The sequence below is a fragment of the Desulfosceptrum tomskiensis genome (assembly GCF_049818055.1).
In the GTDB taxonomy this organism is placed as follows: domain Bacteria; phylum Bacillota; class Desulfotomaculia; order Desulfotomaculales; family JASEER01; genus JBFLVT01.
Window position 1 is genome coordinate 42645 of the sequence record NZ_CP187479.1, and the last position, 13880, is coordinate 56524.

Consider the following 13880-nt stretch of genomic DNA (forward strand, 5'->3'; position numbering starts at 1 on the left):
CGTTCCCACCAATCGCCAACTGCCGCCTACGGCATGCCCAGCCGCAATTTGGCGGCTTCCTCCGCCAATTCGGGATTCAGGGCTATCTCACGCTGCATAAGTTCCCTGAACTCACCGAACAGTTCCTCGACGGCTTCCGGGACAAGGGAGTGGTAGCTCCACACTTGACCTTCCGCTCATCGACGAGGCCGGCCAGGCGCAGGACTTTTAAATGCTGCGAGACGCGCGGCTGGCTCATCTGGAGCGCCTCGGCGATCTCGCAGACGCACAACTCGCGTTCGTGTAGAAGCCGCAGTATCTTGAGACGCGTAGGCTCTCCCAAAGCTCTGAGCCTCTCCGCCAGCTCCCGCAAATCTCATCACTCCAGCTGTTGTCACCGTTTCGGTAGTGAAAATGTGAGGGTCTGACCCCACAAACAAAAGGCCTCTTTCAAGAAGCCTTTGTTCAGACACAAGGGTTAAGTCTTTTTGCTTTCTACTGCGGATTTAAGCGGCGGGACCAGAGCAGCGCGCCCAGAACCAGGGTGGCTCCGGCCATGAGGTAGGGCAGGTAGTGGTCGCCGGTGTTAGGCATGCCCCCGCCGCCGAAAGTGGCCGTTACCTGCTCGGTTTGCGGCGGCCCGCCGGCCGCCGGCGTTTCAGGCGGAACGATTAACGGTTCCTGGGGCAGTTGCTGCTCCGGCGGGGTCAAGGGTTCATCACCCTCATCACGGCCTTTGTCGCCGCCGTGTTCGCCGGGCCCGCCGCCGCCGGTGCCGCGGCTGATAAACACGAAATCCGCGTGAGCTTTCTGGCCCTTAAGAGTGTTTCCGGCGTTTTGCGGCAGGCTGACGGTCAGGCTCAAGACTCTTTCCCCCGTGGGGGCGATATTCCCCAGCGGTATTTCGCCGCCCGTCAGGGATCCCTGGTACAAGATCGCCGTCCCCGAGGCGTTTCGGACGTCAATGGTTAAGGCCTGAAGAAGGGTGATTCCGTCGAGGGCGACTACCTGAAGAGAGCAGCGATAAGGGCCGCTGCCGGCGTTGCGGATCGCCAGAAGCCGCTCGACCGATTTCCCCGGGGCCAGGTTGGTGGCCACGAACAGCGGGGTGCCCTCGGGGTCGAAGCGGATTCCTTGGTCATTAAGGGTCGCGGTGAGGTCGGTCGCGCCCCGGGCCGCCGCGTTCGGGAGGAGAAGCAGGATAAGAAGGGCCAGGCATAGGACCGTCCCCAACCTGCACAGCGCTTTATCCTGTTTTGTCGGTCGGCTTGTTGCCAGCCTTGCCATCGTCGGGACACCTCCGTGTTTCGCGTGGACCTTGAGCTTGGAAGGTTAGGTGCGGACGGGCGAACAATACGGACTGCCATGGAATATGGACGGGGGCCCCGCTGTACCAGGCGCCGGCCCCCGCCCTCCTTCAGCTTGCTATTCAGGCAGGTCGAGGTAAGCCCAGGTGGAAAAGGCGTCATCTACAGTCCCGCCGGCGGTGACGTAGAGCGTGATATCCTGTCCTACGTAGCCGGTGAGGTCAAGGCTCTTCGTCTGCCAGCCGGTGGATACCAGGCCTTCACCATCTCCGAACGCCGTAGTAGAGAAGCTGTCAATGACGGTGGAGCCGGCCATCGCCGTAACCGTATACGTAAAGTTATCGTAAGGATCATAGTCATAGGTAAAAATGTTGTAAGCGAAGACCAGGTTCGACCCCAGCGCGGTGAAGGTCTGGGAGATCGCATTGTCTCCTTCTGGTTGCTCACCCGACGATCCGCCGTTATCATCTCCCAGCCTGGCCATGTAGCTGCCCCACATCGGTGACGCGAAGCCGTCGGCCCCGACAACCGCCACGCTGTCAGCTTCACTGACTTTCGTCCAGCCGCTCAGGTTTCCGTCTTCAAAGCCGGCGTTGATCAGCCCGGCGTTGGATGGGGTGGTCGCTACCTGCTCGGCGTGGAAGGTGAGGCTGATCGTGGCGCTCTTACCTTGCAGGTTGTTGCCGGCGGATGTCGGGAGCTTAACCGTGAAGGTCTTATCTTCCTGTGCGCCGGAAGCCAGGTTCAGGTTGAGGACGTGGTCGGTCAGCGAAGGCAGGGGCATTTCCGGCCCGCCGTTGATCGAGACCACCAGGGCGTTGTAAAGACCCGCGTCCCCCGCTTCCTGGCTGGCGGAGACTTTATACCAGAAGGGCAGGCTGCCCAGGTTCTTGACGGTGACGGTATAGGACGTGCTCTTGCCGGGCTCGCCCATAAAATTCATGGTCCCGGTGTTGGCCCCGGCGTTCGAGGTCCCGATGATCAGGGTACCGGAGGTGAAGACGTTGTCGTCGTTGCTGGCCGTGGCGGTGAACCAGGCCAGCGTTCCCCCGGCGGCCAAGCCCAGCACCAGCACGGCGCAGACCATGACCAGCAAAACGCTTTGACGCATCTTCTCAATTTCCTTTCATTGTTAGGATCGTACATCCCGTACGGCTTGCTTAACCCTGTAGGGGGCACGGCCGTCGCCGACGCGGGGACGGTTCTTGATAACCGCCGTACGGGATGCCCTGAAACTAAGCCTTAGGCCTGGATGGCATAGACCGAAAAGGCGACAACAGGTTCAAGCCCCTGAAGAGCATTCCCGGCACTGGTGTCCATCTCCAACTCGAAAGACAGGTGCAGGTTCGAGCCTGCCTGGGCGCCGATGAAAGGCTGGGCCGCGGTCGGGTACTGGCCCTCCAGCAACTGGTCGAGGGTCCCGTCAAAGAGAACACTGCCCGGGCTGCTGCTGACGAAGACCTTGACATTCATTTTCTCCGCCCAGTCCTGGACCAGGGTCGGGTCCTCGATACCCGTGACCTCGGCTGAGAGCCCGTTCAGCCTCACGTGCAGGCTGCCCTCGTTGTAGACGACGAGCTGGCGGGTTTCTGTCTTCCCCGGGTACCACTGGCCGGTGGCGTGGTCAGGCCACGCCGGGTCGCTGAAGTTCCCCTGCTCCCGCGTGGTGTAGAACATCGGTCCGGGGATCGGGTCGCCGAGATTGCGCTCGGCCGTGATCTTGACCGTGCCGGCTATAAACTCGTTTCCCTCGTTCGTGTCCTGGCTCGTAAACCAGGCCAGGGTCGCTCCTCCCATCAGGAAGGCGGCCAGGCATACCAGGGCGGCCATGAAGAGCAGTTTACGCACCGGGGTACTCCCCCTTTGCTACAGAATGGTTTGGGTTAGAAGCTGGCGTTGTCCTGGATGGCTTCGAACTCGATGTCCCCGCTCCAGGTCTGGTTCTGGTGCTCGTTACCGGCGGAGGCCATCATCCGGACCTGTACCGGCAAGCTGACCGTAGCACCGGAAGCAATGGCATTGCCATTTTCCACTAGGAACCACGTGTTAAGGACACTGGTCAGGGGCTGCCAGCCCTGGTTGTTGAAGTTAACCTCGAGGACGTCCGCCAGACCGGAAGCCTCGCCTACGACTCTTGCCCGGACCTTGCAGGGCAGACTTCCAGTATTTACCAAGTTCAAGGTACCCGAGACAACGTCTCCGGGGGCCATGTTGCCGACGTTGAAGGCTGCTCCGCCCCCATTGGGGTTGCTTACGTTGATGGTCAGGGTGCCGGCCTGAAACAGGTTGTTTGCATTTGTAGCCTGGCTGGTGAACCAGGCGAAGGTCGCGCCGCTGATCAGGGCGGCGGCCAGGGCCAGGACCATCAGGCTGGAGACGATTTTCCAACGCATCATGTCTACCTCCTATCCTTAATCTACAATCTGCTCGAAAATTTACTCAGTCCAGCCCGGGTTATCCCACTGGGTGGCGGTAAAGGTGATCACGCCGTTCTCGAAGCTGGAACCCTGGTAGTCGTTATCCGCGTTTTCGTTAAAGGTAATGTCCACCTGGTAGGTGGCGGTCCAGTCGGGCTGGAAGGGCTCGGTAACACCAGGCGGCGCCCAGGCCGGGAGGCCGCTGGCCATCAACTGCGAGAGGGTACCGGTGAAGATCACGTCGCTGCGCGGGGTGCCGTTGGTATCAATCAGGGTGACCACGACGTTCAGGACGTCGGAGAGGCAGCCTGCACTGCCGGGTACAACAGATGTCCCGCCAGCAAGGTAGTTGTTTCCGGTAACCTCGCCTCTGAACTTAAAGTTCAACGATCCGGTATTTTGAATAGTGATCGTATCCGAGACCTGATCGCCCGGCTTCATATTCGGCACGTTGAACACCTCCTCAACCGGGTCGGTAATGCTGATAGCCAGGGTCCCGGTGGAAAACACGTTGCCGCTGTTGGTCGCCTCGCTGGTAAAGTAGGCGAAGGTCGCCCCGCCGACCAAAGCCCCGGCCAGGGCCAGAACCAGTAAGCTCATAATCACTTTCGTACGCAAAGCCGATTCCTCCTTAAACAAATTGGTGTTCAAAGTTGTTGATATCCGTGTGTTTCTAAGTGCAGAACGCATCCCATCCAAACCTCTCAATTACAGGAAGCCCAACACCTCCTTCTTTTCCTCCCAGGTTCCTCGATTGCTTAAAATCCGGCTTCTGCGCCGGCTTTTACTGGCTCCTCGACCTCAGCTTTTTCCTCAGCCTTTTCTTCCTCTTGGCGCAGCAGGCGGTAGAGGTGGATCAGCTCGGATACGATAACGGCTAGAGCAGGGAGGATGATAAGCAAAACTAAGCCCGCAGGCTTTTTCACGAAATCAACGACGAAACCGGCATAAGGCACTGTAACTCGAACCCGGCCCAAGACATTGGCAGCGGGGACGGGCGTACGGTCATCGGCGTTATTGGCGTCACCCTTGGTAACAAAGCTTACCTTCGTTCCGTCCCGGACCACGTCGGACACACGGTGCGTCACAATCTTGGCCGGGTCATTGGGGTCCTTAAAGGTGATGACGTCCCCCTTACCCACCGCTGCCGGCTCTGCGGGAGCCACAGCCACGAGACTGCCGGGATCAAAAGCGGGGGACATGCTGCCGCTGAGAACGACGTAGAGGGCGTGCCCTGCCACCTGAGGGACCCCCCCGTCCAACCGGGCTTTGACGAGATAAAAGACACCGCCGGCGACAAGCAGTAAACAAATGATGGTCAGGACATTGCCCAGGATTTTAAATACGAGACGCATCGGGATGCCGGTCTCCTTCCGCAAACCTCATTGAAACTCGATTTGGGGACGAATGCTCTTATACATCCCCAGCGTAGCAGAAGCGGGGAATGAGTAACCATCATCCGCGGTATCTAATCTTGGGCGGGTTCTGCGCGGAGGGAGTAATCCTAAAGGATGGGGAGGGGGCGGAAGTAATCCGCAAGGAGGGGGAAACAAAACGGGGGAAGTGAATGATGCATCCCCCGCTTTAAGCATCGGTTGTCAGTCAGTGCTTTCCTTTACCCCGTTGTTTAATCGGCCTGGCTTGAGGCTAGAGCTGATAGGACTCCTGGTTTTCACCATTATCATCGGGTTCTTCGCCGCCGCTGCCGCCTTGGCCTTCACCGCTGCCACCTTGGGCGCCGCCGCTGCCGCCTTGACCGTCGCCGCTGCCGCCTTGGCCTTCACCGCTGCCACCTTGGCCTTCACCGCTGCCGCCCTGACCGCCGCCGCTGCCGGCGCCCCGGTCGTTACCGCCGCCGCCTTGGTCGTTACCGTTGCCGCCTTGATCGTTGCCGCTGCCGCCTTGACCGTCGCCGCTGCCGCCTTGATCGTTGCCGCTGCCGCCGCATCCCGGTAACTGGTTCAAAAGGTTTCCAATTTGCTCCTGTAGTGACTGGATGGTGCTCTGAAGGAACGAGTTTTCCTCAGCAAGTTGATTCCGCTGGATAATCACCTGCGCTACGTCTTGCACCGTTTTAATTCCTTCAAGTTCCGGATCCTCGCAGGCTCCTATCACGTAATCAAAGAGGCTGTCGGCGTAGACAGTCATCTCCGCCACGGGGTACGATGCGTAGTCGTTGAGGATGCGTGCCGTAATCGTACCCGAAAACGCGCGATCCTCGTTGGCCCATCCCAGCAGTCCCAGTTCTGTGGGGTCAACGATGGGCAGCTGCAACTCGTATGACTGTCCGGGTTCCAGGGCGACCGGGTTGATGTGCTGCAAGACGTCACGCAAGGTTCCCTCAATACTAAAATAAACCCAGATCCGCGAGTGGGCCTTGTTGGTGATAACAATTCCACTGGCTCCCGTAGCCAGCCATGTTTCCACATTAAAAGCTCCGCCTATGCCCAAGACGTCTTGTGCGGAAGCCGTTTCCGATATCGACGTCAGGGCACGGGCGTGAGTAAAGAAGTAGGACAGGGTGCCGGGCAGGCCGGGCGTCAGCGCGAGCGCAGCCACTGTCGCTCCGGTAAGCAAGAGCAGGCTTTTGGAACGTCGCTTGTTGGAGCGTCTGGCTCTTGATGGCGGTTGGTTGAACAAGACTTTCACCTCCTGATTACGTTAACTGGCCTACAAAGCTTCGACAGCCGGGTCCAGGTCATCGCCAAGGTTGTCATGCATTTCAGCAGGAGCGAGGGCCTGGATCGGTGTGTTGATGACGGGTAAAGCGGGTGGTTCGCTGGCCGGAGAGCGCCGAACGTCGTTCCGTGTTACGAGGGCGGGCTGACCGCCGGTGCCGGGTCCGGGAAGAAGAAGGATAGCGAAGTTGTCGTCCCAAACGACGATATTGTCAAGAATGCGGCAATTGGGTGCGGCTCCCGCATGGGCAGCTATGCCTGCCATGCCGGGATCGTAGCTTAACACGTAGAATCCCTGGACTGTAACGCCTGGTGCCAGAATGTCAAAACCTTCTACGGCGGTCTCATAAACGACATCTAAAGCCTTAACGGTTATTCCCGGGACTGTTAACTGTGTTCTTGGATGACTTCCGGGCGGGATCAGAATGATATCACCGGGTTGCGCAGCATCGAGGAACTCCTGCAAGTTGCCCGCGGCAATACGGACCTTAGTGTCAGGCTGTCGCTCCGAGCATGATAATTGGGTCGCCCACAAGGCTAAGGAAACATTGCCTAGTTCCTTCCCTTTATACCAATTTCCGGTGGTGCCAACGAGTTCGATGTTAACTTCGAGTTCCGCTGTCTCTCCCGGCGCAAGCAAGACCTCGCTTGTTGTAGGTACAGGTTGTTCTCCATCAAGGGCCAGAAGGGAGCCTTCAAAAAGGACCGTTCCTTTGAGGGCTGTTCGCACCCTCAGAGCATTGGCAAGGAACTTGCCCGGGGTCTCCGATATCCCCGCAGAGATTCCGTTGACGTACGCGTCTGCGGACCCGAGGTTCGTGACTTCTACGCGGCATGTCAGGCTGTCTCCCGGCAATAGCTTACTGATCTCTTCAATCGGCGTAAGGGTGTCAAGGATTCCCGGCGAAGTCTCATCACGCCCCAGATAGAGGGTTCCGGCCGTGAAGGTATTATTATCGCTTCGCACCTCGGCCGAAAAAAAGCTGAAAGACCCGGCGGCCATAGCGACAATGAGCAAGGACACTATGGCCAGGCTGGGCAGGATGTTCAGACGCACTTTTCTCACCCCCAAATTAGTTTCCGAAGTATGCTTCGAAGGCTGCATAGTTCAAGGTTAGCAGGGAAAGGGGATGATTGTGCATTCTTCTAACGGGTGATTATATGCGGGCGGGTCATTCTTCCGGTTAAGTCGGGAGGATGACCTCAGGTGTAACCCTCTTTGAACTTAACTGAGCACCTTTAGGGGGGTATGAGCGTGAAACGATTTCTGCATCTCCTGCGTATCTCTCTCTGTTTGGCCTGTGGTAATCCCGATTAGTACAGCTTCCATTCTGTTCTTTGCTCCGAGTTTGTGCAGAATGCTTCGAACATGGCTCTTAACGGTGGGTTCACTGATAAAAAGCGTGCTCGCGATACGCTTGTTGGAATAGTTCAAGGTCATCAGCCGGAAGATTTCTATTTCTCGTTCGGTCAGGACGCTTCCAGCCTTACTGGAAGTCTCTTCACGGTCTGCTGTCTGGCGTGTTGACGAAGCATCGGTGTTTTTGAGACAACCGCGCGGGAAAAAGAGCATTCCTGAAGAACAGGCGAACCCGACGGCACTGACCAAGTTCCCCGGAATCGTCTGCCTTGACAGGTAGCTGTCAATACCTGCTTCCAGAATGTAGCGAAGCTGCTCAAAGGTTATTTCCTCTCCGACAGCTATCACCAGGCTGAAAGGACAGGCGTCTTTGATGCACCTGATTAGTTCCTTCATGTCTTCGAGGTTTTCAGGAAGACCAAGAAGGACAACATCCGGTTGCTGTTTGGAAGCCTCGGTTACGCCTGCTTGTCTATCCAGGGCGTCTAGGAACTCGAAGCGCTTGAAGGCGCCCAGCAGAGCGGCCATTCCCCGCCGATGCGGCTCTTGGTCTTCGATGACCAGAATACGAATCTTCTCTGTCACCTGGATCCCCCCTGCAGTGTTGTGGTCGCAATCTTTCGCGGGCCTGTTGGAAGCGGTGTCACTGCCGCTTCAGGACTGCTTGGTCAGTAGCTTATTATCAGGTTTTCCGTCGCACGCATTTGTTGACTCTAACAAACAAAAAGCCGAAGATAAGTTTTGCAACCTACCTTCGGCAACCGGCCTGCAGAATGTTTACTCCCGCGCCTGGCTTTGTGCGCCGCCCTTGCGGGCGGTTTACCCTTTCGGTGTAGGATGAAACCAGTATAACACACGGCATATTGAAAAAAATGTCGCATCCCGGTTTTCGGTGAAAGAATGTTTCAACGCACAATTCCCCGTTTGTTCGTGATACGTTGCTCAGTATGTCGATTCGACTTCACTTAATTTTTCTTGACTTCCAAGGCAAAAGATTGTTCAACGCACTCTGCCGCATCCTTGTCTTTTCGAGTTTTCCTTTCGGGCTTGATCTCGGCTCCGCACTCGCATTTCCAGGTGCCCGCGGTATCGGCCGAATACCAGTCGCGGCCGCACATCGGGCAGGTACGCTTTTGCACAACATCGCCTCGCTTTCACGCTGTACCGTAACCCAGTGTAGCACTTAGCGGCGGCAAATACCTGTCGCTTGATGGCGAGCCGGGCGCAGATTTTTGCGACAAAAACAGACATTTTGCGATACCGGAACGGGCGGCTTCCGTGCCTGCGGGCCGTTCACCTTTAAAACGACGACGGCATAGGATGGTGGAAAACGCTTGTGCCGGCATCGTATGCCCGGAGAACGGCAGTCTTGAAGTGCTGTTCGACGGCCTGTCGCCGGCGAAGCAGGTGACCCGATGCGGATAGAAGACCATCAGTGGTGTTTCGAAAGAGCGCGGATCGTTCTCCGTAACGACCGTCGGCCCGGGCTGCGCCTGGTCAACAAGTTTGCCGACGAGATCAACAGGGGCCTGGAGGAGGCCGACGTCGGGCTTATGGACGTGGAGACTCCTTTCGGTGACATCCCGGTCGCGCCCGTGATGCACTTTCTCGATCCTTATACCAATATGGGATTGGGGGGATGGATATCCATCGGTCTGGGCGCGGTGACGAACGCGGCTCTTTTCTGCGACGCCTGTTTCAATATCGCGCGCAAGCTCTGGCAAAAAGGCGACCAATCTCTGTCAATGCGGGTTTTCGGCATAGCCCTTCACCTCGTGCAGGATCTTACAGTGCCTCATCACGCCCGATGCACTGTTCTTTTTAAACACAGCGAATACGAGCACTGGGTGCACGAGCACATCAACGAAACATCGAACGTGCCGGTAAAAGACGGGTTCTACAGCAATGAAATGTTTCCCGCGCAATGGGTGTACGCCAACGCCCGGGAGGCTTACGGGTATTTCGGGTATTGTGACGGTATCAATTTAAACCTCTGGCGTCCGCGTTCGTGGGTGTTCAAGAAGGACGATTTCGCCCTCGTGCGGGATATGATGGTCCCGCTGGCGGTGAGGACCTCGGCGGGATTTACGGATTACTTCCTGAGCAAACTGAGCATTGAGCACTGAGCGCTGAGCACTGGGATTAATAAAGGAAAGGGATTCGGCTTCGCCGAATCCAGCTGTCCCAATGCCCAATGCTCAACGCCCTATCCGTTAAACTATCTCTAAAGCCTTGGTTTACAAGGAGATCCCCGATCTCCTGTGGTATTACCCAGTACCCAACGTTTCGGGGAAAGGCCTCTCAGCGCCAGCAACTCGATTGCCTGCATTGGAGTTGCCTTCCCCGAGCTTAATGTGGCGTTATGATCCATAGAAGGGTCGTGCTTCGAGCACCGTTGCTGGATAGGGCTGATCATTGACCACACAACACCACGTTATGCGATGTGGCTTAACAACACCCCCTATGATGAAGCTCTATTCCTGGCAGCCAAGGAGCGGCACGCCTTACGGGCGGCCTAATCAGGGTTATTAAAATAGGTATTGACATAGAAGGTCCAATGCAAAGCCCTCACAACATGTGAGGGCTTTTTTCAGGCCGACGCCGCGTGGTCCATTTGCGTCGCCGTTTCGATGTCCCCGTTGTCCTGCTCCGTCTCGGATTCCTTCGTACCGGTGTAAGGCGTAAGGCAGCACTTGCTCTTGGAGAGCTGCTCCATAATGGTGAAGGCGACGTCGCGCAGTAAGTCACTAACTTGCTGGTAACTGTTCAGCAGCTCGAGGTGCAGGTTGCTGGTCGCTTCCGTTTCCTTGATGCCTTCGGTCAGGCGGTGGACGTGGGTCTGCCGCAGTTCCCGGACCAGGGCCGTGATCTTGGGCTGCTCGGTTACCACCTGCTCGGCCCTGCAGAAGTCTCCGTGGACCAGCGCCTTGTGGGTCAGGCGCATTAGGTTGGTGACCTCTTTAATGACGGTGTTCAATTCCTCCCGGCCTTTGGCCGAGAACTCCACGCCCTGGGCCAGCTTGGTCTCGATGATGTTCTTGATGTTGCGTTCGACGATGTCGGTGATTTTCTCCAGGCCGTCCAGGATGTGGATCAGGCCCATGGCGTACTCGAGTTCTTCCCGGCTCAGGGGCTGGCGCAGGACGCGGGTGAGGTAGGCCACGCCGGTCTTGCAGAGGACGTCCATAACCCTTTCCTTGTGGGCGATTTGTTCGAGGATGTCGACGCTGCCGCCCTGGAATACGCGTTCGGCGTCCCGCAGAACGCGCATGGCCTGGGCGGAAAGACGCACCGTCTCTCTGTGGGCCAGGCCGATGGCCACCGACGGAGCGGTGATAACCTCTTCGCGCAGGTACTTGGGTTCGAGTTCCGGAATCTTTTTATCGGGCAGCATCCATTCCAGGATGCGGGCGCCGAAATCGCTGAAGGGCAGGAAAACCACCGCCAGCCCGATGTTGAAGAACATATGGGCGTTGGCCACCTGGAAGGCCAGCGACGACGTCAGGCTACTAAGGAAAGAGCCATACCACGGCACGAAGGGGAAGAGCAGCATCGTGCCGCCCATCTTCGACAGGAAGTGGGCCATGGCTACCCGCTGAGCCTCCCGGCGGGACCCGATGCTGGCCAGCAGGGCCGTGAAGGAGGTGCCCACGTTGGCCCCCAGCAGGAGATAGATCGCTGCGTAAAGGTCGACCGCTCCCTGGCTGGCCAGGACCATGACGATGCCCAGCACGGCCGCGCTGCTGTGGATGATGAAGGTGATGACGGCGGCCGCCAGCACCGCCAGGAGGGGGTTGTCGCTCACGGCGGCCAGGGTATTGACGAAGGCCGGGATGTCGCGGAGCGGGTGCATGGTATCCCCGACGATTTTCAGGCCGAGGAACAGGAGGCCGAATCCGGTGATGGCCTGGCCGACCCGGCGGTGCCGGTCCCTCTTGGCAAAGAAGACGATGGGTGCACCGATACCCACGATAAGCAGCGCCAGTTCAGTGAACTTCAAGGCGATCAACTGGGCGGTGATGGTCGTGCCGATGTCGGCGCCCAGAATAACGGGCATGCACTGGCGCAGGGTGATCACCGCCGCGCTCGTCAAACCGACCAGGATCACGGTCGTGGCCGTACTGCTCTGGAAGAGGACGGTGACGGCTATGCCGGCGCCGACGCCGAGCAGCCGGTGCCTGGTCACGGACTCCAGCATCTGCCGGAGCTGGCGTCCCAAGATCTTCTGCAAGCCGTCGCCCATGACCTGGATACCGTACAGCAGGATGCCGATACCGCCTAGGAAGCCAAATAGTATAGTAATCCAGGATGTTGCAGTCATAGGGCGTTATCGCCTTTCTTTTCCCTTCTTTATTTCACGATGAGGACGGGGCAGTGTGCGCTGTTCAGGACCTTGTAGCTGACGCTTCCGAGCAGGACGCCCCGCAGGGGGCCGGCGCCCCGGCTGCCGAGCACGATCATATCATATTTCTTTTCTTCGGCATATTCAGTAATTAACTGAGCTGGATCGCCGAAGAGCACCAGCGTTTCGATGCGCACAGGCCGGTCCTTAAGAATGTCCAGGCAAGTGGAGCGTGCTTCCTCCAGCATCTTCTGCCCTTCTCTGGTGACGGCCTCTACGGCTTCCCGCTCCCGTTTCTCGACCTCTTCAATACCCCCTTGTACGAGTCCTCCCGCTCCCTGGAACCATTCCAGGGCGGTGGGAGCCTTGGCGACATAGACCAGGGTAAGCGTTCCCTGTAATTCGCGGTCCAGGACATCGGCGGCTGTACGGACCGCCCGGAGGGAATTCGGTGATCCATCGACGCCCGCAAGGACCCTGTTTATCATAAGTCATCCCTCCCGAGGTATCTTGTGCATTTGTTCACTTAACAAATTCTTAACATAACAAGAGTCTTATTGCAAGGTGCTTTCTTATTCCTTCTGATGCATTGAACATTCCCACCCTTACAAGAAGGGCTGTGGTTAGAGGATGCAACAGGAAAACCCAGGGCAGATTGTGATCACGGGAACGGGTTGGATAGGCGGCCATACCTGTAGTTTCATCATTGGTTTGTACAAGAAGCCGATGCCAGGATGGCCTTGAACTCTTCCAGGGAACCGCTCTGCACCAGGTAGCGGGGGACGGCGTCCGCCTTCGTGGCGCTTGTGACCGGAGCCCTTGCGGTGGTGAAGAAGAGCCGGTACCCGGCCCTACGTCCGGCCTCCACCGTCGCCGGTGTAGCACGGCCGTAAGGCCAGGAAAGGGCGATGACCTCCCTGTCGATTTGCGCTTCCAAAAGGTCCTTGGCCAGGCGCAGGTCCCTGTACAGCCTTTCCTGGTAGGCGTCCGTGTCCTCGCCGGGGGCCTGGTCGATGGCCGGCCGGCCCGGCGTCCGGCGGTGGGCGGTCCGGCCTGCCGGATCAGGGGTTTCGGGGGAATCCTGATCCGGCTCAAGGGCGTCCTCGCTCGGGACGTGTCCGTGATCAGGGCTGCCGGCACCGGGCGGTTTCACCGGCGGTTCGGTCGAACGGCCTGGCTGTTCCACCCGGTAGTGCAGGTCGTAGGTGTGGGAGCCGACTTCGACCAGGTCGGAGTCTTCAAGCATGGCCCGCAGGTGATGAAACCGCAGGTGTTCCCCCCAGGCAACCCGGCGCTCGAGCCCCGGTGTCAGAGAAACCACCGGGAAGACCGCGGCCTTTAAGCCGTACTCTTTAAGGATCGGGTAGGCAAGAGTGTAGAAGGTCTTGTAGCCATCGTCAAAGGTGATGACCACGGACTTGGGAGGAAACGACCTATGTGCCAGGCAATTCTTGAGTTCGGCCAGTGACAGGGTGGTATACCCGTTATCGGCCAGGTACTTCATCTGGGTCCGAAAGTCGTCGATATTGAGCTCGGAATTAAAGAGCGGCTTTCTGGTTACCAGTTGGTGGTAGCACAGGACGACGGCCTTCCCGTCGGGGTGGCCTTGTGGAACAGGGGCAGTGCCGAGTTCCGGCGGTGCCTGGGCGGCCCGCTCTTCCTTAACGGGCGGGGAAGGCACAACGTCCGGGCGAGGTTCCCTGGAGCACCCTGCTCCCCAGCTAACACCGAGGACCAGGATGGCCGTCAAGAAAAGCCGGAGCACTTTCCCAAAAGACAGGTGCAGTTTCGCCATCG

Annotated in this window: 14 protein-coding genes, 1 pseudogene and 1 riboswitch; of the genes and pseudogenes, 1 reads left to right on the top strand and 14 read right to left on the bottom strand. The window is 58.1% G+C overall.

The window, feature by feature from the left end:
* Positions 1-26: 26 nt before the first annotated feature.
* The 11 genes and pseudogenes from ACPV0M_RS00225 to ACPV0M_RS00275 all read right to left on the bottom strand — a co-directional run bounded on the left by ACPV0M_RS00225 (position 27) and on the right by ACPV0M_RS00275 (position 8326).
* Complete coding sequence (locus ACPV0M_RS00225; protein ID WP_425622244.1) at positions 27-164, bottom strand: hypothetical protein; 138 nt, start codon at positions 162-164, stop codon at positions 27-29.
* A 65-nt stretch (positions 165-229) separates the two neighbouring features.
* Positions 230-352: pseudogene (locus tag ACPV0M_RS00230) on the bottom strand (ArsR family transcriptional regulator); the annotation flags it as partial.
* A gap of 122 nt (positions 353-474) precedes the next feature.
* Positions 475-1266, bottom strand: coding sequence for a hypothetical protein (locus ACPV0M_RS00235; protein WP_425621010.1), 792 nt, complete (start codon positions 1264-1266; stop codon positions 475-477).
* Positions 1267-1404: 138 nt separating this feature from the next.
* Entirely contained in the window at positions 1405-2397 is a 993-nt protein-coding gene (locus ACPV0M_RS00240) for a SipW-dependent-type signal peptide-containing protein (RefSeq protein ID WP_425621011.1), read from the bottom strand.
* A gap of 131 nt (positions 2398-2528) precedes the next feature.
* Positions 2529-3134, bottom strand: coding sequence for a SipW-dependent-type signal peptide-containing protein (locus tag ACPV0M_RS00245; RefSeq protein WP_425621012.1), 606 nt, complete (start codon positions 3132-3134; stop codon positions 2529-2531).
* 35 nt (positions 3135-3169) lie between these two features.
* On the bottom strand, positions 3170-3682 hold the full coding sequence (locus ACPV0M_RS00250) for a TasA family protein (protein ID WP_425621013.1): 513 nt from the start codon (positions 3680-3682) through the stop codon (positions 3170-3172).
* Positions 3683-3721: 39 nt separating this feature from the next.
* Entirely contained in the window at positions 3722-4321 is a 600-nt protein-coding gene (locus ACPV0M_RS00255) for a TasA family protein (RefSeq protein ID WP_425621014.1), read from the bottom strand.
* A gap of 140 nt (positions 4322-4461) precedes the next feature.
* Positions 4462-5058, bottom strand: coding sequence for a signal peptidase I (locus ACPV0M_RS00260; protein WP_425621015.1), 597 nt, complete (start codon positions 5056-5058; stop codon positions 4462-4464).
* 292 nt (positions 5059-5350) lie between these two features.
* Complete coding sequence (locus ACPV0M_RS00265; RefSeq protein WP_425621016.1) at positions 5351-6343, bottom strand: hypothetical protein; 993 nt, start codon at positions 6341-6343, stop codon at positions 5351-5353.
* Positions 6344-6373: 30 nt separating this feature from the next.
* Complete coding sequence (locus tag ACPV0M_RS00270; protein WP_425621017.1) at positions 6374-7438, bottom strand: TasA family protein; 1065 nt, start codon at positions 7436-7438, stop codon at positions 6374-6376.
* A gap of 168 nt (positions 7439-7606) precedes the next feature.
* Positions 7607-8326 (bottom strand): LuxR C-terminal-related transcriptional regulator, encoded by a 720-nt coding sequence (locus ACPV0M_RS00275; RefSeq protein ID WP_425621018.1) that lies wholly within the window; start codon positions 8324-8326, stop codon positions 7607-7609.
* Positions 8327-8494: 168 nt separating this feature from the next.
* Positions 8495-8575, bottom strand: a riboswitch (cyclic di-GMP riboswitch).
* A gap of 581 nt (positions 8576-9156) precedes the next feature.
* Between ACPV0M_RS00275 and ACPV0M_RS00280 the strand changes: the two genes are divergently transcribed.
* Positions 9157-9867, top strand: coding sequence for a hypothetical protein (locus ACPV0M_RS00280; protein WP_425621019.1), 711 nt, complete (start codon positions 9157-9159; stop codon positions 9865-9867).
* Positions 9868-10331: 464 nt separating this feature from the next.
* On the opposite strand, the gene ACPV0M_RS00285 is transcribed toward ACPV0M_RS00280, so the two are convergent.
* From ACPV0M_RS00285 to ACPV0M_RS00295, 3 genes are all read right to left on the bottom strand, one after another.
* The gene (locus ACPV0M_RS00285) at positions 10332-12062 is read right to left on the bottom strand and encodes a Na/Pi cotransporter family protein (protein ID WP_425621020.1); all 1731 of its coding nucleotides are present in this window, start codon (positions 12060-12062) and stop codon (positions 10332-10334) included.
* Positions 12063-12091: 29 nt separating this feature from the next.
* Positions 12092-12571: a universal stress protein gene (locus ACPV0M_RS00290; protein WP_425621021.1), complete on the bottom strand. Its 480-nt coding sequence runs from the start codon at positions 12569-12571 to the stop codon at positions 12092-12094.
* A 215-nt stretch (positions 12572-12786) separates the two neighbouring features.
* Positions 12787-13878, bottom strand: a complete 1092-nt coding sequence (locus tag ACPV0M_RS00295; protein ID WP_425621022.1) for a polysaccharide deacetylase family protein — start codon at positions 13876-13878, stop codon at positions 12787-12789.
* Positions 13879-13880: the final 2 nt, after the last annotated feature.